This window comes from Litorilituus sediminis (genome assembly GCF_004295665.1).
Classification (GTDB): Bacteria; Pseudomonadota; Gammaproteobacteria; order Enterobacterales; family Alteromonadaceae; genus Colwellia; species Colwellia sediminis.
In genome coordinates this window covers 2602492-2627914 of the sequence record NZ_CP034759.1, presented here as the reverse complement: position 1 = coordinate 2627914, position 25423 = coordinate 2602492, and the positions used below count along the sequence as shown (strand labels likewise).

At 38.9% G+C, this 25423-nt stretch carries 18 protein-coding genes; 5 read left to right on the top strand and 13 right to left on the bottom strand.

The annotated features are described in order from the left end of the window. Nucleotides 1–32 precede the first annotated feature (32 nt). From EMK97_RS11745 to EMK97_RS11700, 10 genes are read right to left on the bottom strand one after another with little or no spacing between them, the layout of a single operon-like run. Nucleotides 33–1385, bottom strand: coding sequence for a phenylacetate--CoA ligase family protein (locus EMK97_RS11745; RefSeq protein WP_130602392.1), 1353 nt, complete (start codon nucleotides 1383–1385; stop codon nucleotides 33–35). 9 nt (nucleotides 1386–1394) lie between these two features. Then, complete coding sequence (locus EMK97_RS11740) at nucleotides 1395–2498, bottom strand: glycosyltransferase (protein WP_130602390.1); 1104 nt, start codon at nucleotides 2496–2498, stop codon at nucleotides 1395–1397. Between the two features lie 6 nt (nucleotides 2499–2504). Further along, the gene (locus EMK97_RS11735; RefSeq protein ID WP_130602388.1) at nucleotides 2505–3710 is read right to left on the bottom strand and encodes a TIGR04063 family PEP-CTERM/XrtA system glycosyltransferase; all 1206 of its coding nucleotides are present in this window, start codon (nucleotides 3708–3710) and stop codon (nucleotides 2505–2507) included. A gap of 3 nt (nucleotides 3711–3713) precedes the next feature. After that, entirely contained in the window at nucleotides 3714–5615 is a 1902-nt protein-coding gene (locus EMK97_RS11730) for an XrtA/PEP-CTERM system amidotransferase (RefSeq protein WP_130602386.1), read from the bottom strand. A gap of 14 nt (nucleotides 5616–5629) precedes the next feature. Further along, nucleotides 5630–6775 (bottom strand): TIGR03088 family PEP-CTERM/XrtA system glycosyltransferase, encoded by a 1146-nt coding sequence (locus tag EMK97_RS11725; protein ID WP_130602384.1) that lies wholly within the window; start codon nucleotides 6773–6775, stop codon nucleotides 5630–5632. Next, complete coding sequence (gene xrtA, locus EMK97_RS11720; RefSeq protein ID WP_130602382.1) at nucleotides 6765–8210, bottom strand: exosortase A; 1446 nt, start codon at nucleotides 8208–8210, stop codon at nucleotides 6765–6767. The genes EMK97_RS11725 and xrtA overlap by 11 nt, the downstream gene beginning before the upstream one ends. Beyond that, complete coding sequence (locus tag EMK97_RS11715; RefSeq protein ID WP_130602380.1) at nucleotides 8194–9435, bottom strand: TIGR03087 family PEP-CTERM/XrtA system glycosyltransferase; 1242 nt, start codon at nucleotides 9433–9435, stop codon at nucleotides 8194–8196. Before EMK97_RS11715 ends, xrtA begins: the two co-directional genes overlap by 17 nt. A 4-nt stretch (nucleotides 9436–9439) precedes the next feature. Beyond that, the gene (locus EMK97_RS11710; protein ID WP_130602378.1) at nucleotides 9440–10489 is read right to left on the bottom strand and encodes a FemAB family XrtA/PEP-CTERM system-associated protein; all 1050 of its coding nucleotides are present in this window, start codon (nucleotides 10487–10489) and stop codon (nucleotides 9440–9442) included. A gap of 37 nt (nucleotides 10490–10526) precedes the next feature. Next, nucleotides 10527–11375 (bottom strand): XrtA system polysaccharide deacetylase, encoded by an 849-nt coding sequence (locus EMK97_RS11705; RefSeq protein ID WP_130602376.1) that lies wholly within the window; start codon nucleotides 11373–11375, stop codon nucleotides 10527–10529. Nucleotides 11376–11378: 3 nt separating this feature from the next. Continuing rightward, nucleotides 11379–12782 carry a TIGR03013 family XrtA/PEP-CTERM system glycosyltransferase gene (locus EMK97_RS11700; RefSeq protein WP_130602374.1) on the bottom strand — a complete coding sequence of 468 codons (1404 nt, stop codon included), beginning with the start codon at nucleotides 12780–12782 and terminating at the stop codon, nucleotides 11379–11381. A gap of 214 nt (nucleotides 12783–12996) precedes the next feature. Here EMK97_RS11700 and EMK97_RS11695 point away from each other — a divergent pair, with 214 nt between their 5' ends. From EMK97_RS11695 to EMK97_RS11675, 5 genes are all read left to right on the top strand, one after another. Continuing rightward, on the top strand, nucleotides 12997–13635 hold the full coding sequence (locus EMK97_RS11695) for an XrtA/PEP-CTERM system exopolysaccharide export protein (protein ID WP_130602372.1): 639 nt from the start codon (nucleotides 12997–12999) through the stop codon (nucleotides 13633–13635). 73 nt (nucleotides 13636–13708) lie between these two features. Then, complete coding sequence (locus EMK97_RS11690) at nucleotides 13709–15301, top strand: XrtA system polysaccharide chain length determinant (protein ID WP_130602370.1); 1593 nt, start codon at nucleotides 13709–13711, stop codon at nucleotides 15299–15301. Nucleotides 15302–15304: 3 nt separating this feature from the next. Beyond that, on the top strand, nucleotides 15305–16177 hold the full coding sequence (locus EMK97_RS11685) for an XrtA-associated tyrosine autokinase (RefSeq protein WP_130602368.1): 873 nt from the start codon (nucleotides 15305–15307) through the stop codon (nucleotides 16175–16177). Then, entirely contained in the window at nucleotides 16137–17750 is a 1614-nt protein-coding gene (locus EMK97_RS11680; RefSeq protein ID WP_130602366.1) for a TIGR03016 family PEP-CTERM system-associated outer membrane protein, read from the top strand. The genes EMK97_RS11685 and EMK97_RS11680 overlap by 41 nt, the downstream gene beginning before the upstream one ends. 1 nt (nucleotide 17751) lies before the next feature. Further along, a complete protein-coding gene (locus tag EMK97_RS11675; protein ID WP_130602364.1) occupies nucleotides 17752–18789 on the top strand; it encodes an XrtA/PEP-CTERM system-associated ATPase in 1038 nt (345 codons plus the stop codon). 79 nt (nucleotides 18790–18868) lie between these two features. Here EMK97_RS11675 and prsR read toward each other — a convergent pair whose 3' ends face one another. The 3 genes from prsR to EMK97_RS11660 all read right to left on the bottom strand — a co-directional run bounded on the left by prsR (nucleotide 18869) and on the right by EMK97_RS11660 (nucleotide 25421). Beyond that, nucleotides 18869–20218: a PEP-CTERM-box response regulator transcription factor gene (gene prsR / locus EMK97_RS11670; RefSeq protein ID WP_130602362.1), complete on the bottom strand. Its 1350-nt coding sequence runs from the start codon at nucleotides 20216–20218 to the stop codon at nucleotides 18869–18871. Nucleotides 20219–20243: 25 nt separating this feature from the next. Beyond that, entirely contained in the window at nucleotides 20244–22271 is a 2028-nt protein-coding gene (gene prsK / locus EMK97_RS11665; protein ID WP_130602360.1) for an XrtA/PEP-CTERM system histidine kinase PrsK, read from the bottom strand. Nucleotides 22272–22361: 90 nt separating this feature from the next. Beyond that, complete coding sequence (locus EMK97_RS11660; protein ID WP_130602358.1) at nucleotides 22362–25421, bottom strand: efflux RND transporter permease subunit; 3060 nt, start codon at nucleotides 25419–25421, stop codon at nucleotides 22362–22364. Nucleotides 25422–25423: the final 2 nt, after the last annotated feature.

Genomic DNA, 25423 nt, shown 5'->3' with positions numbered 1-25423 from the left:
TCGAGTAAGTAATAAAGTGAATCTATCATTATTTAATTTACTACCTTACTTATGACATAACGGAATTTACCTGACTTTTCCGCATCAATTTGATTCACTTGTTCCACTTCAACCTTAACCTCGTCACCTAAACGGGCTTTAAAACCTGAAACAACCGCATTTTTCAATTCATCACTCAGTTGATTACTTGGCACAATTTGCACACGAGTATGATTAAGGGTTTCTTGAATAATCTTAAACTCTTCAATACCCTGTAATTCTCTCAGCACATAAATAAGTGCTAAACCATGCATCATAGTACCATCAGCAGCGACAACAAAATCGGTCGTTCTTCCTTCAATATTTTTAAGTACGGGTAAGCCTCGACCACAACTACATGCTTCACTATCTAAAGCTGCGATATCTCCGGTTCGGTAACGAATAAAAGGGAAGTCTGAGGTAGCTAAATGAGTGACAACAATTTCTCCCTGCTCATTGGCTGGTAGATTATTACCCTCTTTATCGACAATCTCGACTATGATGTCTTCTGCAGAAATATGCATCTTGCCATGAGGACATTGATGAGCAATAAAACCAGCATCCCTACTGCCGTAACCATTAGCTACCGGCGCATTAAACACCTCTTCAATAAGATCTCTTTGATAGGGATATAATCGCTCAGAGGTAACAAAAACCACCTTGATTCCTAAATCAGTTAAATCAAGCTGCTGCTGCTGAGCTGTTTTTGCTATTAATGAAAATACAGATGGGTAGCCAAAAAGCATTGCCGGTTTAGTCGTCATTATTTGCTCGATAAAACCTAATATCTTGCCTTCATCCATATCAAATGCAGGGATCAAGGTTGAACGAAACAATTTATCTCGAATGATTCTAACTTTATCTTGTGCGCCTAATTCGATTGGTGAGCCCCAAGCGACAATTTCTTTATCACCAATATCGACATCCCACCACCTGGTAGCGCGCCACTTTTCTGCAACATCATGACTAACACGTTCATTACTTAATAAAAAAGTCAGTGGATTACCGCTTGAACCACCCGTAGTAAAGCTACTTACCGGGCCTGAGCAGCTTGATTGTAATTGCTCAAAGTTAGCCTTAATGGTTTGTTTATCTAAAAAAGGTAACTTACTGAGACTGTCAACGCTATCAATATCTGCTGGAGTTAGTTTTAGCTGTGCAAACAAAGCTTGGTAATATGGAACATTAACAACAGCCTTAGTGATAAAGCTGTTCAAGCGTTGCGCTTGCTCTGTCAATATTTGCTCTTGGCTATACCATTGGCTTTTATCTAACTTGTTATGAATCGCAACGGTATCATGCTTTTTAAGCCACTCATGTAAAGGAAATAGTAACTTTGCAACAATTTTAGTGTAAATCCCTGTCATAATGTCCTTCTACTGAGCTTTTTCTGCGGTTTTACTACGAATCAAAGCATCATGATAACAAGCTTTTAAGCTAAGCCAAACATTAGACCAATAAAACTTACTAATGGTGTTTAAACCATTATTCACCATGCTCTCTGCTAGCTTATCATCGTTAAGAATGGCGACAGCATGCTCAGCCATTAATTGCTTGTCACCAATAGCTACTAACATAGCATCATGTTGATGGCTAACTAACTTAGGAATGCCACCGGCATTAGTTGTTACCACAGGCGTACCACAAGCTAGCGACTCTATAATGGCATTGGGGGTATTATCTACTGTACTGGCATTAAGCATAATATCAGCGCTTTGATAAAGCTTAGCCATTTCACTCGGTGATAACCTGCCAGTAAAAGTGACAGCATCTTGTAAGTTCAACTGGGCAACTAGCTTAGTTAAATTCGATAATTCAGGACCAGTACCAGCTATCGATAACCTTGCTGAGGGTATTGTCGCTTTTATTAAAGCAAAAGCTTGAATCGCCGTGGCGACATCATAGATGGCCTCAAGGTTACGAGCCACTATGATATGAGGGTTAGATGATTCACTGGTAGACTTAACAGGAGAAAACAAGGCTTCATCAAGGACATTAGGTACTATCTCAGCCTTTACCTCAAAACCAGAAAACACCTCTTGCAAAAATGAGGATGGTACTATCACCTTATGTGATTTACTTAAGGTTAAATTCACCCATCGCCAGGACTTATCAAAAAATTCCTGCGCATAACCGCCCCGATAATTTACCACAATAGGCTTACTGTATAATCGACCAATGGCGATTGCTGGTGCGGCAAATAGGTGCCAAGACCAACCTGAATTAGCCATAATATGAATAACATCAGTATTTTTTAACTTGCTGAGCAAAGAAACAATATAGAAAAACAGCCTAAATACCGCCCTAACTACCGGGATCTTACCGATAAAACTAGGCCGATAATCGGCATTGGTACGAATTACCTGCACATCGATATGCTCTGAGCGCAAAAAGTCAGCTAATTTTTTTGTTTGATTAGCCATGCCGCCCGCAGGTGGCGCTAAAGGACCAACAATAGTGACTTTTTTAATTGACGCCATTTAAGTTCAGCCTTCCAACAGGGAACGATATAAAGGTAAGTAATTACTTACACTGTTTTTCCAACTACGTACATTTTCTACATAGTTACGACCATTTTTGATAACACTTTGTTTTAGTTGCTCATCACTTAGTAACTCTACCGTTCGTTGGGCAAGATGGTTGACATCATTTGCGCGAAACAAAAAGCCGTTCTCGCTATCTGAAATCAACTCATGATGACCGCCTACATCTGAAGCCAGTACAACTTTACCTTGTGCCATCGCTTCTAACGGTTTTAGCGGTGTTACTAACTCAGTTAAACGCATACTTTTGCGTGGATAGACCAATAAATCGACCAAGCTATAGTAATCATCGACCTCGCTATGTGGTACACGGCCAGTAAAGATAACTTTATCCTCTAAACCCAATAAGGTTACTTGGTGTTTTAAATTTTGTTCTTGTGGACCGCCGCCAACCAATAACAGCCTTACATTCGGATTATCAGCCAAAATATCTGGCATAGCAGCAATAATTAAATCTAAACCTTCATAGGCATAAAACGAACCTAAAAAGCCTAAAACCTGACAGCCTTCTAGTCTTAGTTTCGCTAATAGCTCAGCGTTTTTCGCCTCTATAATGTCAAACTGATCAATATTTACTGCATTGGCTATTACAGTAAATTTATCGAGTGGAAAGCCCCGATTTAACAAGTCACTTTTAAGACCTTCACAAATCGTCGTAACGGCATCTGCATGCTTAACCACGTGAGTTTCCATTTTGCGCGTCAGGCGATAACGTAAATCACCTTCTTTACAAGTACCGTGATCAACCGCGGCATCTTCCCAAAAAGCACGAATTTCATAAACCACAGGCAAACCAGCACGCCTACCTGCTTTCAGTGCTGCTAAGCCATTTAACGCCGGTGAATGAGCATGAATAATGTCTGGTTTCTCAATGTCAATCACCTCTAAAATACGTTTCACCATAGGGCCGATATTTGCCATTTGGTTTAACACAGGTAATTTAGCCATAACGCCTGAAATGGGCGCACTTCGATAAAAAGTTAAACCGTCTACTTCATCTACAGAAGCCGCTTCATTACCATGTTTAGGGCTAGTAACATGGCAAGTTTCTATGCCTAAATCATGCTGCTGCTTTAAAATAGAGCGACTGCGAAAAGTATAACCACTATGTAACGGGATTGAATGATCAAATACATGGAGCACTTTCATCTGTTATAGCCCTATCTTATTTTGACGCATAAATGATTCAAACATCATCAAGGTCCACAGTGGCGCACTATTGTCACGAATACCTTTGACATGTTGCTCAATAAGGTTTTTCAATTGCGTTTCATTAAAGTAACCGCAATTTCTCATTTGCTGTGATAATAAACCATCATAGAGTCGCTCTTTTAGTGGACCTCTAAACCAATCGGCTAATGGTACGGCAAAGCCCATTTTTTTCCGATAAAGCACATCATGCGGTAAATGTGGTTCCATCGCTTGTTTTAATGACTTCTTGCCTACCCCTTGAACTAAATTTTGCTCTGAAGGTACAGCAAAGCCCCACTCAACAAATTTATGATCTAAAAATGGCACCCTGACTTCTAAGCTATGCGCCATACTGGCACGGTCAACCTTAGTGAGAATATCCCCTACTAAATAGGTTTTTAAATCAAGGTACTGGGCTACCTTCATTGAATCTAGCTGAGTTGTTTTATCTTGATACTGTCTAAAGACCTCTAATGAGCTATAGCCATTAAGTCGCTGCTGATAGTCTTTAGAGAAAAGCTTGGCACGCTCATCTTTGCGCAAAATAGACATTGAGTTATGGTAAGCCTCAACTGTATCCATCGCCATAGATTGAAAGCTGGTTTTAGCGCGTAAAAAGCGCGGAGCCCAATCTAACTTAGGGTAATACTTGCCTAATGGTGTAAAAATAGCTTTCCTTAACGGCAGCGGTAAAATACTACGTACCTTTTCTTCATTGTTATGCCAACGGTAACGACCATAGCCAGCAAATAACTCGTCAGCACCATCACCAGAAAGGGCAACGGTGACATGCTTTCTAGCCAGTTCACATACGCGATAGGTAGGCATAGCTGAGCTATCAGCATAAGGTTCATCATAAAGTGAAGCTAACTTATCCACCAAATCAAAATCGTCTTTACTTACCGTTTCAACGCGGTGGTTGGTTTGATATCTATCTGCCACCATTTTGGCAAACTCAGTTTCGTTAAACTCTTTAACATCAAAACCGATTGAGCAGGTATTAACTGGGTCTGATTGCAGCTGCGACATTAAGGCAACCGTTGCGCTAGAATCTACCCCGCCAGATAAAAAGGCACCTAGCTCCACATCAGCAACTAGGCGAATATCAACAGCTTCTTTTAATCTCTCAACTAATTGCGCTTGTACTTCTTCTTCCGTCAATGAAGGTAAGTTTGTTGTTGGAATATCCCAATATTCTTGGGATTCTGGCACGGCCAAATCGCCGCGCTTAAGTAAAATACGATGACCGGGCGGTAATTTATAAGCATTTTGATAAATAGTGTGTGGCTCTGGGATATAACCAAAGGTAAAGTAATCCTCAATGGTTGTTTCACGTAAGCTCTTATCAAATAAAGGGTTTGCTGTAAGAACTTTTAACTCAGAGCCAAAAACAAAACTGCCATCACTTAACAGGCTGTAAAAGAATGGTTTAATACCTAGTCTATCTCTGGCAATAAAGAGGCTTTGATTTTGTCTATCCCAAACGGCAAAAGCGAACATACCTCTTAAGTGGTGAACACAATCCTCACCCCACTCTAAATAAGCATTTAAAATCGTTTCTGTATCGCCATTGGTATTAAACTGATAGCCCTTGGCTTTTAATTCATCACGTAAGCTTTTGAAATTATAAATTTCACCATTAAAGACAATAACCGCACGACTACAGGCGCTCATCATAGGTTGTGGGCTACCTTCAAGATCTATGATTGACAGCCTGCGATGAGCTAAAGCAACCCCGGGATCATAAAAATAATCACCGGCATCAGGACCACGATGATACTGGCTATTGTTCATTCCCTCGATTATTTCAGACGGAATAGCTTGCTCTGATGACAAATGAAAAAGTCCAGCAATACCACACATTTTCTTAATTTCCTTTATTTGTTTTCAAATTGATAAAGCTGGTGATAGTTTGCAACCATCCCTGCTAGACTAAAATTCTCTTCGCAATGCTTTCTTACTAACTCACTATCTTTTTTGATATTTTCAGGAGTCTTTATATAGGCAAGCATTGCGCTGTTAAGCTGTGCCTTATTATTCACCTCAACAATGTGGGTGTCTAAATGTTTAGGTAATATTAAATCGGCATTACCGCCAACCTGGGTAGCAATATAAGGTACGCCTGACGCCATGGCTTCTAACAAGGTATTAGAAATACCTTCAGCTAGCGACGGCAAAACAAACACATCAAGTTGTTGCATCAGTTGAGGTACATTATCTTTTCGACCGGCAAACCAAACACAAGCGTTAGCACCACACTCAGACACCATTTCCTGCAACTTTGGCAGCAAAATACCATCACCAATAATCACTAACCTTATTTTATCCCTTAATGCTGGATTTTGTTGCCAGATCTCTAAAAAAGACTCGACTAAAAAGGTTTGGTTTTTAACTTGTGCTAAGCGCCCTACTGTGCCAAAAATTACCGAGTCTTGCTTAGCAAAACCTTCAGGCAATAAAGTGCGATTATGATTAGGGACAAATTTGTCGATATCAACGCCATTGCATATTCTGCGAACTTTACTGGCTTTGGCCTTAATAACATGAGTTAAATAATCTTGTGCTTCTTTTGAAAGTGCCACATATTGGTGAATCAATGGCTTATAAAGTTTACGTAAAAACTGATATTTTTTATTAGTACCACCAATATCACTGACATCCCAGCCATGTTCACCATGAATTCGATAAGGTACGCCTGCCAAAAAAGCAGGTAACTGCGCTTCTATAGCACTCAAATTGCGCGTATGACAAATATCAGGCTTTAGTTCTCTAAACAGCTTCCAGCAGTGATACAACCATTTAGGGTTATTGCCTGAGGGTTTATTTAGATTAATAATTTGCGTGTTATCTTGCTTTATTCTGGCAAAAAATTCAGGGTCATGGTTGGTTACACAAACGATGGTATGACGATATTCATTCTCAGGTAGCGCATTAATAATATTAACGACACCGTTCTCTAAGCCGCCCGTTGCAAATGAATGTACCACATGAACTACATGCTTAACTTGAGCATTACTTTTCAAGGGAAGACTCCGCAGCAGATAACGACTCAAACCGTGCTTGAAGCTTTTTCGATACCTTAGATAAGTCAACAGATCCTGCTAAAGATATTGCCCTTACCTCACTAAAGTCAGATTGTCTTGTCAGGCTATTCCAGGCCTGCATTAACTTAGCCTTGCTCCGACTCACAGTATAAAAGTCACCTATTTTATATTGGTATATATAGCTACGAGGGTTACCGGCAATATCTCTTAAATGCACTAACATGACTGGCTGATTAGCAATCACTAGGGCTTCTCTAGCAACCTCAGTCCAGCGCTCATAATCATGAGTAACATTTTGCCAAGCAACTAACTCCCCTTGAGTTTGTCTATTAGCATACTGAGCAACAAACACCTCCAAGTCATCAGCCTCCGCTTGATAGCTTACTTTAATGGCATCAACAAATTGAATACCCCAAGTTGAGTGATACTGGGCGCTAGCCTTGGCATGATCTTCAGGTAGCTCAACCACAGGTACGGCTTTAATAACAAAGTAACTGACCAGTAATGCCAGCAAGGCTGTGCTAGGAATTATGTTATTTAACTTTTTACTCGCTTGAGCGCTAAGGCTTTCTGGCTTGTTTTCATCATCAGCTTTGTCAGCAAAAAAACCACCAAGCCAAAACATAATCATGATGACAAAGCCAAAGAATACCCAGCCGTAAACCAAATGATCTGCGCCTGTGGCATATTCCATATCAGAATAGTAAGCAATGGCTACTATGCCATAGGCGCGTATACCATTAGCAAGAATAGGCAATACAATAGCAAATAAAATAAATAAAACTTGTTTATAGGTCTTGCTATAGGTTAGGTACGCATACAAGGTTCCCACGGCAATTGAGGCAATTAAATAACGAATACCTGAACAAGCAACCGCAACCTCAAACATACCGGTAGGTACTTGAATGTATAAACCGTCTCTAAAAACAGGAATACCGTTTATTTTTAAAAATGCTACCGTAAACCACGCGGTAACATCTTGTAGCCAAGGAATTAAATTCTCTCCCATGGGGACAGCAAATATTAAGTAGGCTAATGGAAATTTATAACGCCATGCCAGTTGATTACCAAGCAATAGCCATATAAGACAAATCAATGAACAAATAGCCGACAACTGCCCTAAGACATTAATGTCAGCGGCATAGGCAATTAGCCAAACCAGTAATGAGCCCGCAAGAAATGGCACGGCAAGCCAAGTAAACTCAGGTTGAGCTTTCAATAAATAATCTTTATCACGCCACAATAACCATAAGCTAATAGGTAAAATAAAATAACCGTGGGCAAAGGTGTCAGAGCGCGACCAAATAGCTTCCATACCAAGCACAGCACTTTGATATACAAAAAACCATGCAAGCAAAAGTGCACTAGCAATAACGATAAAATGCGTATTTTGAATACTATTTTGTCGATTCATTGTCACTCTCGTGTTGTGAAAAGTACTGCAGCATAGGCACTAAGGTTTGCTGCCAAGTAAAATGCTCTTTTATCCATTGGCGGTTTTGAACATCATGACTTTTCTGTTCATCTAGAAAAGTAATACAAGCATTAGCATAATCAACCGCATCTTCTGTAATAACAATATCTACACTAGGTTTGGCATTAATTCCTTCCATTGCCATAGGTGTGACAACAACGGGTTTATTTAATGACATAGCCTCTAGCACTTTATTTTGAATACCTCGAGCAATTTGCAACGGCGCTACCACACATTTTGCCTGTAAAATATAGGGTCTAATATCGTGTACTCGGCCAGTAACCACAATACCCTGCTGCTTAGATAATGCCTTAACTTGCGCGCTCGGGTTACCACCAACAATAGCAAATTTTGCCTGCGGGTTATGCTGAATAATAGTAGGCCAAACATGCTCTGCAAACCAAAGCACAGAGTCGATATTCGCCCAATAGTCCATCGCACCAGTAAAGACAATATAAGGCTCGTTTGGTACTAAGCTTTCTTGAGTCATATCAGCGCTAGGGTCAAAAAAGTGAATATCTACGCCATTTAATACACCATGTACTTTTTGCGTATTCTCAGAAGATTGACGAGCTTTAAAAAGTGACGCTTCATCTGGGGATACAAACAGGCTATGATCAAATTGCTGACAAATTTTATCTTCATAAGCAGCAAGCAGCTGATACTCTCGCTGAAAAATCCATCGAGCTAGACCTGACTTTTTCTCAGCATATTGGCGCCACTTATCAGAATCAACATCAACAAAATCAATTACCCGAGTAAGCTCGCAGCCTTTTGGCAAGTATTCATCTTCAATGTATTGCGCCATTGAAGATGAGTAAACAAAGGCTTTTTTTATATCATGTTCAACAATAGTTCTTTTCACCCATAGTTGCATATCACGGGCAAAATAATAAGGTAAAGTAATAGGCTTTGCTGTTATCAGTGAGCTAAGCCCTTTTATTTTAGCGAGCAACTTGTGTTGATCTAAATAAAATAAGCTAACGCAATACTCTCTTAAACCATCAACATACTGCTTATCAAACGGATCATCGATAAAGCAGGCCAAATGGACGTCAAAATGTTCATTTAACTTTTTCAGAATATTAAACGAACGAATTTTATCGCCTTTATTGGGCGGATAAGGAATGCGATGGCATAGAAAAAGTAGCGGCTCTTTTTTCATAAAATTAACCTAGATACTTCGCTAGAAATGGACCAATAAACTGACTCAGTTTTAACGGTAACTTCTGCCACATGCGAATAAAATATTTATATTTGGGGTTGTTAGGGCTTAAATTTGGCAGAGCCTCAGCATTTACTAAGTGATAGTAATAATGTAATGACTCAGGCTCCATACCCCAGTTTTTCTTGTATTTAAATGGGCCGCTATCATTTTTACTGCGGCCAAAATCAAACCAACGACAGCCTTTTTCGCGTCCATGACACATCACTTGATAGTACATGTAATCGGCGCTTTTTAATTGCCGTGCAGCATCATTGCCACCACCGTAATATGGTAAAACCTGATCATTAAAATAAAAGTTCATCACCGCATTAGATGGCGCACCTTGATCATCATAAATTACGGCAATATCTAACTGCTCTGAGAACTCTTCAGTGAGATTTTCAAAATAATGCTGAGGAAAAATAGGTGTGCCTAAGTTACGGTAGCTAGTAGACAGTAACTGATAAAAATCAGTTAAATCACTGCTCCCCGTTTTAATTGAATGGGATAAGCCATTTTTCAATGAATGCCTTACTACAGCTCTTTGCTTTTTTCTTATATTAGCGAGTATTTCTGATTCTTCTTCTGGAATGATACAGCCAAAGGTACTATGTGCTTGTTTTAGCAATAAGGTAGAGCCATCTTGCTTATCTTTATACCTGAGCTCTAAGTAATCAACACTCAGCTTTTCCGCCAACTGGCAAGCATGGCTTTCTAATTGCCTAACAATTTCATCAGAGTCAGCAATTGCACCGCCATAAACACAAAAAGGAGTAGAAACTAAAGCGTGACCAAATAACTTACTCTTTACCTCAACCAAAGGTAACACGCCGCAAACTGTACCAGCATTTTTTGCCAGCAAGTAGTAGCAATTATGAGCAAAACTCTTGTGAATTACCTTACTCCAGCCACTCAAATGAAAAAAGCTACCTTGTGGGTGCGCTTTTACATAAGTATCCCACAGGGTATTTTCTGATGAGTTTAATTGTTCTATTTGACAGTTATTATTCAAGTTTCCATTCTCTGTATTTTAACTAAACTGAAGGTGGTTATTTTTTTAAGTAGACACTTTTCATGGTATCCCACTTATAGTCCTTTAATAAGCACACCACTTTATCTTCCATACGAGATAGATTTAAGTAGTGACGCAATTTGGACTTAAATGAAGCACCCACTACTCTAGGCTGCTTAGGGTCAATTTCCCATGGATGAAAGTAAAAACTATACGGCTGTGCTTCTGCCTGTAAAAAGTGCTCTATTCGCTTTTTTGATAGCCAATATGGGTACAAACGAAAATATCCGCCGCCACCAATGCCGGTATTTTTATCATTATGACGAATCGTTGGTATTGGAATCTCAACAATACCTTCATCTCTTTGGTGCATAAAGCGAGGCCATTGCGGCACACCATAAAGATCATGTTCTATCGGGTAAGTACTCGAGCTATATTCAAAGCCCAAGTCAACTAGCACTTGATAAACCCAAGTATTGCTATCGTTAAAAGAAAAACTAGGGGCTCTGTAGCCTATAATTGCCTGCCCAGCTGCATCTTCTAAAAGCTGTTTACTTTTAGCAACATCAGATTGAAATTGCTCTATAGTCATCTGACTTGCTCTTTGGTGAGCATAACCATGACTTGCAAGCTCATGACCTTGCTTAACAATATCGGCAATTAACTGCGGACAACGTTCAGCAACCCAACCTAAAGTAAAAAAGGTACATTTTGCATCATGCTGCTCAAATAACTCTAATAGGCGATAGGTATTACGCTCGACCCTAAGCTCTAGAGCTGACCATTGATTGCGAGAAATATTGTCTTCAAATGCAGAAACATGAAAATAATCTTCTACATCAACCGTCATTACTTGAGTATTTGGCTTATTAACTACTGGTGCCATCAATTAACGCCCTTTTCCGAATAAAACAATTTCTACTGTTCTAATCAAAATAAGCAAGTCCAATAAGAAGCCACGATGCTTAATATAATATAAGTCAAACTTTAACTTTTCTAACGAGTCAGCTTCCGTTGCCCCATAAGGATATTTTAATTGAGCCCAACCTGTTAAGCCTGGCTTAACATTGTGACGCTCATTATAGTAAGGCAAGTTTTTTACTAACTGTTGTACAAACTGCGGACGCTCAGGTCTAGGGCCAACAAAGCCCATATCACCACGCAATACATTGTAAATTTGCGGTAATTCATCAATACGATACTTTCTTAAATAATGGCCAACCTTGGTAATACGATTATCATTTTCACTGGCCATTTGCGCGCCGTGTTTCTCGGCATCAAGACGCATACTGCGAAATTTCACAATATTGAAGGACTCACCATCTAAACCAACACGCTCTTGTTTATAAAAAACTGGTGCATCTAATCCTTCAGTAAATTTAATACAGATAACGGCTATCAGCATAATTGGCCAAGTAAGAAGCAACAGGAACAAAGCCATGATCGCATTAAAAAACCAATCTAAGGTGTTACGTAAATGGTTGTTTGAAGCAAAACCATTAGAATAAATAACCCAACTAGGATAAATAAGATTAACCGCTATTTGCCCAGTTTCTCGCTCAATAAAATCTAATATTTCTGTAATTTCTATACCGCGAATTTTACAAGCAAACAGCTCATCAACTGGCAAGTTATTACGCCTTTCGTCATTAGCAACGACAATTTCATCAATATCATGAGCAAGCGCGTAGTCAACCAGTGAGGAGTCTAAATGAATACGGGTTTCTTCTTTAATACCATCAGGCGAATCCCCCGTCATAACAACAAAGCCATGAATTGAAAAGTCTTGTCTATCAACATCACGGCGCATTCTTCGTTCAATAATCGCCGCTCGTTCACCAGAGCCAATAACTAATACACGACTTTTGCTTAAACCAAAAAAGTCGACTTTAAAGGTAAAATAACGAAAGCTACTTACCAGCAAAACACTAAATAATGAAGCTATTGCTAGCACTTCAATGGGTAGAACGGATGAGCCAAAAAATGGATTAATAATCGTGGCGCTAAAAAAAGCTACCGAAACACTAAGTAATACACGGCGAAAAATGCCACGATAATTCTCTCTTAATTTCGAGTTATATAAACCTAACGCGAGAGAGCTCAATTGATTAATTAAGGCAAATATAACGGCATATAGTAGCAAAAAGCTATCTGCCATTGGCTGCAAGTCAATAATATTCAAAGTACTATTAACATAAACAGCTAGAAATAAAGCACCAGCAAATAAAATTTGCTCAATGATTATTAAAGACTTACTCCCTGCAGATAAATCTCGAAACTTTGAACTAGACATAACAGGCTAGATATCCTAAGTAAATAATCCATGAAATAGCCGCTAATGGCTAAATATCCACTAGCGGCTAAAAAAGCAGGCATAATTCTACCAAAAATGTAGCTAATGTTAACGATTAATTTACACATGGTTAATTTAAATTGTTAAAAACAGATAAAATGCAATACAATTAACAACTGAACAAAAATTAATTTATGTAATGAAGGTATTAACCATGGATATACGTTTTACCGAATCACTAAAAGTAGTGATTTTACTTGTTTCGGCTTACTTTGTTTCAGGATGCAGTTCAAGTAGCACTTTGCCCACAGCAACATTACACCCATCTAATACAGCCAATATAAATGCCTATAAATATCTTATTGGCGCTGGTGATGTCCTTAATATTTTTGTCTGGCGAAACCCAGAAGTATCAGGCTCATTTAAAGTAAGACCTGATGGTATGATCACAACATCATTAGTTGAAGATATTCCTGTAGCAGGAAAAACGCCAACAGAATTAGCTCGCTCTATTGAAGAAATATTAGCCACCTATTTACGTGACCCTGTAGTCACAGTAACTGTTGACAGCTTCGTTGGTCCATTTAGCGAACAAGTTCGCGTAATTGGCGAAGCGGCAGAGCCACAAGCAATCAATTATACACAACACATGACCTTACTTGATGTCATGATTCGGGTGGGCGGTCTAACCGAGTTTGCTGATGGCGATGACGCCGTACTTATTCGCATTGAAAATGGCCAGCAAAAACAATATGAAATCATGATTGATGAATTGCTAAAAGATGGCAATATCGCAGCGAATGTTGATATGTTGCCAGGTGACATCATCATCATTCCAGAAGCTTGGTTTTAACCACAGCCCCTCTGAAAAACTAAATTAACCCTATATTTTCACGATTAATACTTGAAGGAGCCTTAGGCTAGGAATGCAGGAAATACTTGAAGAGATAATTGATTATCTAAAAGGAATTTGGCTTAAACGTCGATATATCATTATATCTACTTGGCTTATATGCCCTATAGGCTGGTATTTTGTTGCAACTATGCCAGATGTATACGAATCAGAAGCACGAGTGTATGTAGATACGCAATCATTGCTTAGACCATTATTAAGAGGCTTAACGGTAGAAACCGATCCTAACACGCAAATACGATTAATGGTGAAAACCTTACTTAGTAGGCCAAACCTAGAGCGTATTTCTAGAATGACAGACCTTGATGTACAAGCGTCAACGGCTGAAGAATATGAAAAAATCATTGGGAAACTCAAAGAAGATATAGAAATCACCAGTGCAGGTAGAGAAAACATCTACACCTTAGCTATTGAAGATAAAGACCCTGAAATGGCAAAGAACATTGTGCAATCTGCCTTAACTGTTTTTATTGAAAATACCCTAGGTGAAACCCGTAGTGATTCTGATAGCGCGCAAAAATTCTTAAATGCGCAAATTAAAGATTACGAAAATCGCCTTACTGCAGCCGAAGCACGCCTAACAAACTTTAAACAAAAATATAGCGGAATTTTACCTGATCAATCAGGTGGTTATTACAATAAGTTAAACTCAAACAAAGAGTTACTTAAGTCAATCGAGCTTGAAATTCTTGAAAACAAAACCCGATTAGAATCAGCAAAGCAGCAATTAGCAGAGTCAATTTCTTCGACAGCAAAAGCGACTGGTGATAATAAAATTAAAACAGACAACACTATCCAGACCACTTACGATAGCCGTATTGCTGAGTTAGAGGCGCAACTGGATATGTTAAAACTTCGTTATACTGATAGACACCCTGATGTTGTCGAAGTAACCCGCAGTTTAGAGCACCTAAACAAGCAGCGTACCGCTGAAATAGAAAAGTTTTTAGCTCAAGGCAGTGATAACAGCAATAACTTAAATCAATTTAATGCCAACCCGGTATTACAAGAAGTGCAAATTCAAGTAAACCAGTTGGAAAACCTTATTGCTTCACTCAATGTTAGGGCAGACGATTATCGTCAACGCGTTATTGAACTAGAAAGTAAAATTCATACGTTACCAGAAATAGAAGCTGAGCTAGTCGCACTTAACAGGGGCTATGAAATAACCAAAAATAAGTACGAAGAATTACTATCAAGAAAAGAAACGGCTCAACTTGCACAACAAGCAGACGAAACTACAGATAAAATTCAATTTAGAGTGATAGATCCACCTAGAGCTGCCACTAAACCTTCAGGACCTGCGCGCTATGTATTATTTGCGCTAGTTACTGTAGTAGGTGCTGGTGTAGGTATTGCTTTATCATTACTAATGAGTCAATTAAGCCCTGTTGCTACTTCTACCAGTCAACTATCAAAAATTACAGGGGTACCAATATTTGGCGTTATCTCAGCCAATGAAAACTTAGGTCTACAAAAATGGCATAGAAAGAAAACCTTATTATTTATCGGCTCAAATATCTTATTACTGTGTGTATTAATGCTATTTGTTAGCTACTTCTTATTTCCTGATTTGATTCAAGCACCACTAAAAAGGATTTTCTAAGCCATGAGTACCATTGAGAAAGCCTTGGCGAAACAAAAGCAAGTTCAGCAAGAGCAGCCGAAAGAAACACAAGAAGCGAACTTAGTTCAGCCGCATAAACAAGCTATAGTCGCTGAAACTCAACCAAGTAAGCCAAAAGAGAAAATAACCCTTAATGGTGAAAGGTTGACTGAAAGGGGCTTTATTTATAGCCCAGATAGTACACACCATATTCAAGAAGAGTTCCGCCACATTAAGCGAAAACTACTTAACAATGCCTTTGGCTTAGCGGCTAAAACACTAAATCACGGCAACTTGATCATGGTAACCAGCTCAAGTCCTAACGAGGGCAAAACTTATATCGCGATAAATTTAGCGTTAAGTATTGCCTTAGAACAAGACAAAACCGTGTTATTAGTTGATGCTGACGTATTAAGACCAAGCTTACATCGTGAACTAGAGTTTGAAAGTAAAAAAGGGCTATTAGAGTACTTATTAGCTGAAGTACCGTCTATTTCCGATATTATCTACAGTACTAATATTGATAATTTAAAGCTCATTCCCGCTGGCAAACCGCATCATCTAACCAATGAGTTATTGGCAAGTGAGCGTATGGCACAACTGGCAAAAGAGCTGGCAGAGCGTTACCCAGATCGTATCGTTATATTTGACTGCCCACCAATTTTAGGTGTTACAGAAACACCGGTTTTATCAGATCTTGTCGGTCAAGCGATTGTTGTTGTGGAAGAGTCAAAAACTAAAACAGATGATGTAAAACGCGCAGTATCTCAATTAAATGAAGATATGGCTATTGGTCTGGTGATGAACAAGACAATTAGGTCGAAAAAGGATGTCTATGGCTACTATGGTTATGGCTACGGTAAGTCGCATCAATAAAAGCATAAAGATACCAACGCAATATGCATTGGTATCTCTACTCACGTTATCACCAGCGACCATAGCTGGAGAGTGGACTTTTGATCCCAATATTGGTTTAACCGAAACATACTCTAATAATGTTGAGTTGGTGAACACTGACAAGCAATCAAGTTTAGTCAGTCAGGCATTTATTGGCTTAGAAACCGAATACCTTTCTAAAAGGCTAAAAATGTCATTTACGGGCACTGAAACCTTCGCAGCTTATAGTCATGACAGCGATCTAAATGATGACTTTCAAGAAGCCAATTTAAATTTTTTATGGTCAATGTGGGACGGCGGCCCTGAATTTATTGCTCGCTCATCTATAACCAATATCAGTAAAGATGAAACCAGTAATAGTCTAGCTGATTTAGTTTCTGGTGATACCATCCAACAAAAAAAGCACTTTGCTGGCTTCCAATATAACCTTAACAACAACGCTCACCAATTAAATTCTTCGCTTGTCTATAACCTAATAGAAACCGAGGATAACATAGGTGAAAGTGAAGGCTACACGGCACTAATTGAAAGTAGCAATGGCCAAAGTGCACGCCATGTTTTTTGGCAAGTAGATGGTCAATACAGCTACAGGGAAAATAAAGATTTAGACGGTGAAAATTACACTATGGAGGTTAAGCTTGGTGCTATCACTTCATATCACGTTAACCCTTTTGTTCGCTATTACAATGAAGATATTAAAGGAAATTTAGCGGGTACTTCGCCTGGCACAACGCCATCCTGGGGTCCTGGGCTAAGATTTATTCCAACACGCCACTTTTCTTTCGATTTATCCTACAATTATGTCGATAAAGAAGACACCACAAGCGATGACTATGTCGCTGCGAGTTTAGACTGGAAACCTTCGCCAAGAACATCCCTGTACGCTAGTTATAGCAAGCGCTTTTTTGGTGACTCTTATGAATTTAATTTCAATCATAAAGCAAAGCGCTTAACCAATAACATTACTTACGATGAATCTATAGAAGTCTTTGACCGTAATACCTACATTGCAGAAGAGCTAGGCCTGTTTTGGTGTCCAATTCCACAGGGAAGTAGCAATATCAGCTTAACTGATTGCTTTGCCCAAAACCAACCACCTGCTGACACTAATTTCTCTTTAGTGCCTCTTTCAAGCTTAACGCCTGTAGAGAACAATGAGTTTACACTGAATAAACGCTTAGCCTGGTTGTCAGTGCTTTCATTATCACGCACCGATTTTACTCTTAATGTTTCTGCCAGAGAGCGAGAAGCATTGGCTACAGGCATTATTGACGAATACTTTGATATTAGCTTTGATATTACACGTAAACTAAGCCCTAAAAGTGATATTAGCTTAATTACCAGCTATTACGATAACACGTTTGATAAAGAGAACCCTCAAGGGCCAAGGCAAACAGATACCTACAAAGTCGTTGAAGCGGTTTATAACAAAAAATTAGCGCACTCTTTAACAACCTTTATCTCACTGAAATTTCTTGATCGCGAGTCTTCGCGCATAGACAGAACTTATACTGAAGCCAGAGCTTCAATCAATATTACAAAAGAATTTTAACATGTATGAAAGTTATTATGGCTTTACCGAACGCCCGTTTCAGCTAAGCCCAGATCCTAGGTTTTTCTTTGCAACGAGCCATCATCAACGAGCCTTATCTTACTTGCAATACGGCTTAGATCAAGGGGAGGGCTTTATTGTAATTACCGGCCCAATTGGTACAGGTAAAACCACTATTGCAAGAAATTTACTTGCCAATATCGCCGATGAAAATATCGTTGCCGCGCAACTTGTAACAACAAAACTTGCACCAGAAGAGCTACTAGAGCTAGTTGCCGCAGAGTTTAAAATTCCCGTTGAAGGCAACAATAAAGCCGATATTCTGCAAAGCATCGAAAACTTCTTAGTGACATTACATAACCAAGGCAAAAGGGCATTATTATTAGTTGATGAAGCACAAAACCTGCCTGCAGAAACCGTTGAAGAGCTACGTATGCTATCTAACTTTCAATTAGATAATAAGCCGCTTATACAAAGCTTTTTACTCGGACAAGAAGAGCTAAAAGACATCATATCAGCCCCTGATATGGAGCAGTTTCGCCAACGAATTATTGCCTCTGCACATTTAAAGCCCCTAAACCTTGAAGAAGTAAAAGATTATATAAATCATAGATTAAGCCAAGCAAATTGTAATAAAGAAACCTTGTTTTCTGATGATGCCTTCAAGCTGATTTTTGAAAAGACGCTTGGTGTTCCTCGTAAAATTAATATTTTTGTTGATCGCTTGCTGCTATTTGGCTTTCTTGAAGAGCTAGAAACAATAACCATTAATGCCATCAATGAAGTGGCGGAAGAAATGGCGGTAGAGTTAACCGGCTCATTAAATGGACAAAACCTAACCAATGAGCAAAAAGCTCAACCTTTAGTGGTTAACTCCAGTGAAAACGTTGAGAATATAAAAAATGTTTTACGTGAAGTAGAAGAAATTTTAGAAACCTCGATTCAACAAAAAGTCAAAATGACGCGATATATAGATAAGCTATTGAAGCAAAAAAATCGCGAATATGCTGAGTTGCAAAGTAAAGAAGCAGAAAATTAAAGGCTGAACATATTAAACAATAAAAAAGCGAGTGTGTTAATACACTCGCTTTTTTAGTTAGCGTTAGAGTAGGGCGTGACTACTCGTTTATGGCAATGTCATACTTCTCAATAAGCGAGTACAGGGTAGGGCGAGTAATGCCTAACAACTCAGCCGTTTTCGACATATTGCCTTCAGTTAACGCATACGCTTTTTGAATAGCGATTGTTTCTGCTTGTTCACGCACAGTTCTCAGATTCAGTGATAACTCATATTCAGCATTTTCCTGATCAAAAAAGCCTAAATCGAATGCCGTTACTTGTGTGCCTGTACTCATGATCACAGATGATTTAACTTTATTTTGTAATTCACGGATATTACCCGGCCACTGGTGCGTTCTTAATGCCTGCATAGCATCTGTAGCAAATGATTTAACATTACGTTTATACTCAGTAGCGTATTGCTTTAAAAAGAAATTCGCTAATATCAGTACATCTTCTTCTCTGTCGCGAAGAGGTGGTATGTTCAGTGTAATTTCTGTTATGCGATAAAACAGATCTTCTCGAAACTCTTTACTTGCCACCATATCTTGCAAGTTTTGATTCGTTGCACAAACAACGCGAACATCGACAGGAATTTCTTTGCGGCCACCTAATCGCTCAATGACTTTCTCTTGCAAAAAGCGTAATAGTTTCGCCTGCAAGTTATATGGCATATCACCAATTTCATCCAAAAACAGCGTACCACCTTGAGCACACTCAATTTTGCCTAACGTGGTTTTATGTGCGCCGGTAAATGCTCCTTTTTCAAAGCCAAATAACTCACTTTCAAGTAAATTTTCCGGAATAGAAGCACAGTTAATGGCAATAAATGGTTTTTCCTTGCGATTACTGACTTGGTGAATTGCTTTAGCGGTTACTTCTTTACCTGTACCGCTTTCACCTAGCAGCAGGGCGGTAATCTCTGTCGGCGCAATTCGCTGCACCATAACTCTAAGCCTATCTATCCCCTCACTACTACCAATAATACCCGTATCACAGCCTATTACGGCCTTCATACTGCGGTTATCACCTTCAATGGCAGCTAAACTAAAAGCTCTAGAAACAATAACATTAATGACATCGGCATCTACGGGCTTTTGATAAAAGTCATACGCGCCCATTTCTATCGCTTTTAGGGCATTACTTCTATCATCATTACCTGTAATTACAATAACTTTAGTGTGTGGGGCAATTTCTAAGATTTCTTTCAGCGCTAAAAGACCTTCACTGGCATTCGCAGCATCTGGTGGTAATCCCAAATCTAAGGTGACAACTTTTGGCTCATGACGTCTAACTGCAGCTATCGCACTTTCACGTGTGTCAGCCAAAATAACTTCATAATCAGCTAAGCTCCATTTCAGCTGTTTTTGTACACCTAAATCATCATCGACAATGAGTAATTTTTCCATTGATTATTATTTTCCTTTAACCTTTTTAGCCCTTAATAGGAATACTAATATTAAACAGGCTACCTTCATTTTCAAAACTAGTGACCTGCATAGTACCGCCTAAGCTTTCAACAAATTGCTTAGCTTCATAAACACCAATTCCCATACCGGCATTACCTTTTGTGGTATCGAATGGCTTAAACAATCTGTGCTGAATAAAATCTGCTGACATACCGCTGCCATTATCGACAATGGCTAAGTGTAAATTGTTTTTTATCAACTCCGCGGTTATTTTAACCCAGCCATCATCATTTGTCGCTTCTTGCGCATTCTGAAGCAAATGATTAATAACCGATGAAAAGGTTTCTGCATCTATTTCCATAGCAATTTCAGAGGCAATACTAACCGAAACTTGCGGTTGTTGAACATTACGCTGGGCAACGACTTGCTCAATAAGTTTATTTATACTCACAGCTTTTTTCTCTGATTCGGCAACTTGCTTATTACGCAATTGTGTTAACACCTTTTCTAAGCGCATGGTTGCCGAGTCTATGGTGTCAAAAACATCATCAACAAACTCTGGGTTATTGCGATGGCGCTTAGCATTGCTGCTAATCAGTGCCAATTGTGCTTGAATATTCTTTAAGTCATGGACTAAAAAAGCAGACATTCGGTGAAAGGCTTCAAATTGCTTCGATTCAGCTAAACTCTCATTAGCCTCATTAAGCGACAGGTAATTACTTAACTGCTTAGATAAAGCAAATAATAAATCTCTATCTTCCCAGTTTAACGAGCCTTGTTCAGCAGGCAATGCCAATAAAAAGAAGCCATAAAATACCTTCTCTTTAAATATAGGCACTAAAATATCAAACCCTTGTGCTCGGCAGTAATCAATATCTAACTCAAGCTCTGGATAGCTCTGTTCAACGCTAGCATATTCTCTAACATCAATAATCCAGTTATATTTTTGGCAAAACTCATCAGCTGGGGCTAAATGATACAGCTGCTCTGTTTCCAAGGCTAAGTTTTGCTGATACATGCAAGCATAGTGCTCTGCTGACATCTTTTTAACAAGCGCTGCTTTATCTATGTTTAATGTTGAGCAAATGATTTGAGTTGCAGTGTGGTAATAATCATCGCTAACCCCTTCTTCAAGTTGCTCAATAGATTTTAACCACTCAATGCGATAATCGTATTTATTGGCAAAAAAGTGTTTAGTTATAAAGACTTTTACTTCTCGACGCAGTTTTTCCGTAATTAACAACGCTGCTAATACGGTACCGCCCAAAATAACAAAAGCGATACTAATTACATCTCCCCAAGCACCACCAAAGTAGTTAATAACGTAGCCAGCCGTCGCCAATAACAATAAATACAGCCCGGAAATGAGTAACATTGAGCTGTAAAAAACAACCTCTCTGGAAACAAAAACATTAACAGACCAGTCTTTTATTCTGCGGGTACTAATTAATATAAGCGGCATAGCTACTGTGGCAACAAAGCCGCGAGCATACCAATAAGAAAAGTCTAGTTGATTTACCATGGCTGCTTGTGCGAACAAGACAAAATCAAATACGGTGATCATACCCAAGGCAATAATAAGCGACCATAACGCCCACTTAACCTTAACATCAGCATTGCGATACAGCTGTTCGAGTAACACCAAAAGCCATAAATTAAGTAATAAAAATAAAGAGAAAATATACTTAGCGCCTGACGAGCTTGTCATAGCTAACAGCCAGCAAAGCACAGATAAACCTAAGGTAATAGCTAAATACTTTTTAATTTTTTCGTGGCGAATTAATTCACTAAATGTATGTATATTGGCTTGTGTACATAAAATTAATACCGACCAAGTCAGTAATTTTACCGTTTCTAGCGCAAGTACAGGTAAGAGGGAAAAGCCTTGTTTCGGTTGAAACCCTGCGGCAACGGCTGAAACCAGCATTAAAGACGAAGCGAGTAATAATAACCGACCTGTTAGCATGCTATTGCGCGCAGCTAACAACAATAAAATAAAGATGAGATATGCAAAGGCTGCTATAAAGTAACCCGTTGAGCCTATGACTTCCATTGTTATTTACCCTTTGCTTTTTTAGCCATTATATAACGAAATAACAGCGTATTGCCAAAGCCAAAACTAGCTTTATACCAAATGAAATAATTATTTATGACGAGTAAATAGCTCAGTTAAAATAGGTACCAGTAAAAAGCTCGACAGCGCTGAAACACACAAGCCCGAAATTAATACCACACCTAAAGGTTGCCACAACGAGCCGCCAAATAAGGTTAATGGAATTAAACCACCTATGGTTGTTAACGTTGTTAGCAATATTGGCGTAAAGCGAGTACTGCTTGCTGCCAATATTGCCTGACGTTTTGCCATACCAGCCTTAATATTACGATTACTGGTATCAATTAAGATAATGGCATTATTTACCACAATACCAAACAAGCTAATTAAACCGACAAATGCCATCATAGAAAAAGACAAGCCAGTTAAATACAAGCCAATAATAGAACCAGCCATAGCAAACGGAATAGAAGTAAATATAATTGCTGGCTGTAAAATAGAGTTAAATTGCAGTACCAGCACGGCAAAAATTCCTATAGCTGTTATCAACATTATTTTAGTTAAGCCAGCAAAAGAGTTTTGCCGAGACTCTTCTTCACCGCCTAAGGTAAAATACATGCCTTGAGGTAATTGATAGTCATTAATATAATCAACTAAATGCTGCGTTACTTCACCAACCGAGTGACCAATATCAACATCTGCTGACACTTTAGCCATACGCAACTTTTGATAATGAAAGAAATCCGTATCACCTTGGCTTAAGGTTAATTTAGCTACCTGTGATAATGGAATTGAATCACCTAACTTATTGGTTATTTCTATATTGGCAAAGCGCTCAAGCTCTGGCGAATCTCTGCGAACCAGAATAGGGTAGTCTTCACCATTGTCATGATTAAAATTGCCAACACTCGTGCCGGATAAAATAGTCTTTACCGTATTATCTAGCTGATTTATATCAATATAATTTAGCGCTGCTTTATCATAATCTATGGTTAAACTTAACTCGGTATTAGCCATACCAATAGGGTTATCAATATTAATTACCCCTGTTGTTGAGCGCATTTTTTTCGCTAAGTCATTAGCGACCTTAGCTAAATCAGGTAACGACTCACTAATTAATCGAATAGCAATGGGTTGGTCCGTTACTGGGCCTTGGGTAAATTCTTTGACGGTTATTTTGGCTTGCTGCCACTGACTAAAATCTTGGCGTAATTGCGAGACAAGCGCTTTAATTTTAGCTTCATCATATTCAGACAAAATAACTAATGCTTGCCCTAAACGTATCATGCCCCGCTTAGGGATCTCATTATAATAAATTCTTGGGTTAGAATTACCAACATTCAACGCGACTTCACTGATAAGTGAAAACTGTTTCAAGTGCTGGCTGACTTCCTGCATAACAGAGTCTGTATAAGCAAGAGAAGAGTTTGCTGGTGTGGTTACATCAAGCAAAATCATTGGCTTTTCCGCTTTAGGAAATAAGCTAACGCCCACTTGTTCAAATAAGGATAGCGTGGCAAGCAAACAAGCAAGTGCAATGGCAATAACGACAACACGTATTGTCATCAGTTTTTTCACCAATGCGAGATAAAATCGCTCAGCAAAAGCATTTAAGTAATGCTGCAAAGATTTTAACTTAGCTGTTTTATCATCGTCAGAGAGATTAAATAATTTACTTGCCAACAAAGGTGTTAGCGTTAAAGCAACAAACAGTGATGCCAATAGCACCAAAACCACAGTAATAGGCATAGAGCGAATAAAGTCACCAGTACTACTGTTAAGCATTAGCATAGGTAAAAATGCCAACATGGTTGTGATTGTACCACTAGAAATTGCCCAAGCGACTTTACTGGTACCGACTGTAGCGGCTTGCGCTATAGTACTTGCCTGTGCTTTTTCTCTATGAATGCTTTCGGTTACTACAATGGCATTATCAACCAATAAACCTAACGCTATGATTAAGCCAACAATCGACATTTGCTGTAAGCCAAAACCGGTGAAATCTAACCAACCAATTGCCACTAAAAAAGAAATTGGAATAGCGGTAATAACAACAATAGATTCCCTAAACCCTAAAAATAATAACGCCATCAGCCCGACAATAACTAAGCCTTGCATCAAGTTATTAAAGAAACCATTGACTCTGACTTCAACGCTATCACTTTGCTGAAATAACTTAGCAACCTTAAGATCTACCGCTAAATTTTGCTCAAATTCAGCTATTTCCTTATTAATGCTCTTTGTAAGATCAAATATATTGCTACCTTTTCGCTGTTGCACGGTAAGAAAAATCACTGGCTTTTCTTGGTAATAAGCTAAATAGCTAGGGTGTGCATCGGCAAAACTGACCTTAGCAATATCTTTTACCCGTAACACGGCATAATTTTGCTGTTCGTCATCAGCAGAGGTTTTAATCACGGTATTTTCAATGTCGGCGATTTTGGTAAAGTTGCCACTGGCTTTAACATTAAAACGTCTTATATTGGCATCAACAAACCCTGGCGTGATATTTAATGCTCGCCCTTGTAGCACTTGCGTCAGTTCAGTTAATGCTATGCCATAGTGCTTCAATTTAGCTAAATCAACATCAACGGCAACCACTTGTCTTGGGTAACCCCAAATATCTGCTTGGCGGACACTAGCAATGGTTTCAATACGCTTAGCCAGAAGCTTTGCATGCAGCTCCATGGTTTTATAATCAGTTGGCTCTGTCCATAATGCTAACTGCATAATAGCAACACTCGTAGGCGTTGCTTTAAGTACCAATAGCTGTTCTATACCCGCAGGAAGGTTAGGTTTTACTGTAGATACCGCTTGTTTAACCTTATTAAAAGCAGCTTCAGCATCAGCATCAGTACCATAAAGAAACTCTATAGTGATCCTTACCGAGCCATTATGTATTTCTGACTCTATTTTTTTAATACTTTCAATATCGGTTATTTCTTGCTCAAGCGGGTCAACCACTAAAGTTTCCATATCACTAGGAGAGGCGCCAGGATAAACCACTTCAATTAAAGTAATAGGCAAGTCAAATTGAGGATCTTCAGAGCGCGGCATATGAAAATATGACACAACACCAATTAACACCATAAGTAGGGCAATGGTTAAGGTAAATTGGCTATTATTAATCGCAAGCCTTGGCAATTTCATAA

What these genes read in the sequence shown, in the direction of transcription:
- EMK97_RS11675 (WP_130602364.1), top strand. Translation starts at nt 17,752, where the DNA reads ATGTATGAAAGTTATTATGGCTTTACCGAACGCCCGTTTCAGCTAAGC.
- xrtA (WP_130602382.1), bottom strand. Translation starts at nt 8,210, where the DNA reads ATGAATCGACAAAATAGTATTCAAAATACGCATTTTATCGTTATTGCT.
- prsK (WP_130602360.1), bottom strand. Translation starts at nt 22,271, where the DNA reads ATGGAAGTCATAGGCTCAACGGGTTACTTTATAGCAGCCTTTGCATAT.
- EMK97_RS11700 (WP_130602374.1), bottom strand. Translation starts at nt 12,782, where the DNA reads ATGTCTAGTTCAAAGTTTCGAGATTTATCTGCAGGGAGTAAGTCTTTA.
- EMK97_RS11715 (WP_130602380.1), bottom strand. Translation starts at nt 9,435, where the DNA reads ATGAAAAAAGAGCCGCTACTTTTTCTATGCCATCGCATTCCTTATCCG.
- EMK97_RS11740 (WP_130602390.1), bottom strand. Translation starts at nt 2,498, where the DNA reads ATGGCGTCAATTAAAAAAGTCACTATTGTTGGTCCTTTAGCGCCACCT.
- EMK97_RS11685 (WP_130602368.1), top strand. Translation starts at nt 15,305, where the DNA reads ATGAGTACCATTGAGAAAGCCTTGGCGAAACAAAAGCAAGTTCAGCAA.
- EMK97_RS11660 (WP_130602358.1), bottom strand. Translation starts at nt 25,421, where the DNA reads ATGAAATTGCCAAGGCTTGCGATTAATAATAGCCAATTTACCTTAACC.
- EMK97_RS11690 (WP_130602370.1), top strand. Translation starts at nt 13,709, where the DNA reads ATGCAGGAAATACTTGAAGAGATAATTGATTATCTAAAAGGAATTTGG.
- EMK97_RS11730 (WP_130602386.1), bottom strand. Translation starts at nt 5,615, where the DNA reads ATGTGTGGTATTGCTGGACTTTTTCATTTGTCATCAGAGCAAGCTATT.
- EMK97_RS11680 (WP_130602366.1), top strand. Translation starts at nt 16,137, where the DNA reads ATGGCTACTATGGTTATGGCTACGGTAAGTCGCATCAATAAAAGCATA.
- EMK97_RS11705 (WP_130602376.1), bottom strand. Translation starts at nt 11,375, where the DNA reads ATGGCACCAGTAGTTAATAAGCCAAATACTCAAGTAATGACGGTTGAT.
- prsR (WP_130602362.1), bottom strand. Translation starts at nt 20,218, where the DNA reads ATGGAAAAATTACTCATTGTCGATGATGATTTAGGTGTACAAAAACAG.
- EMK97_RS11695 (WP_130602372.1), top strand. Translation starts at nt 12,997, where the DNA reads ATGGATATACGTTTTACCGAATCACTAAAAGTAGTGATTTTACTTGTT.
- EMK97_RS11735 (WP_130602388.1), bottom strand. Translation starts at nt 3,710, where the DNA reads ATGAAAGTGCTCCATGTATTTGATCATTCAATCCCGTTACATAGTGGT.
- EMK97_RS11745 (WP_130602392.1), bottom strand. Translation starts at nt 1,385, where the DNA reads ATGACAGGGATTTACACTAAAATTGTTGCAAAGTTACTATTTCCTTTA.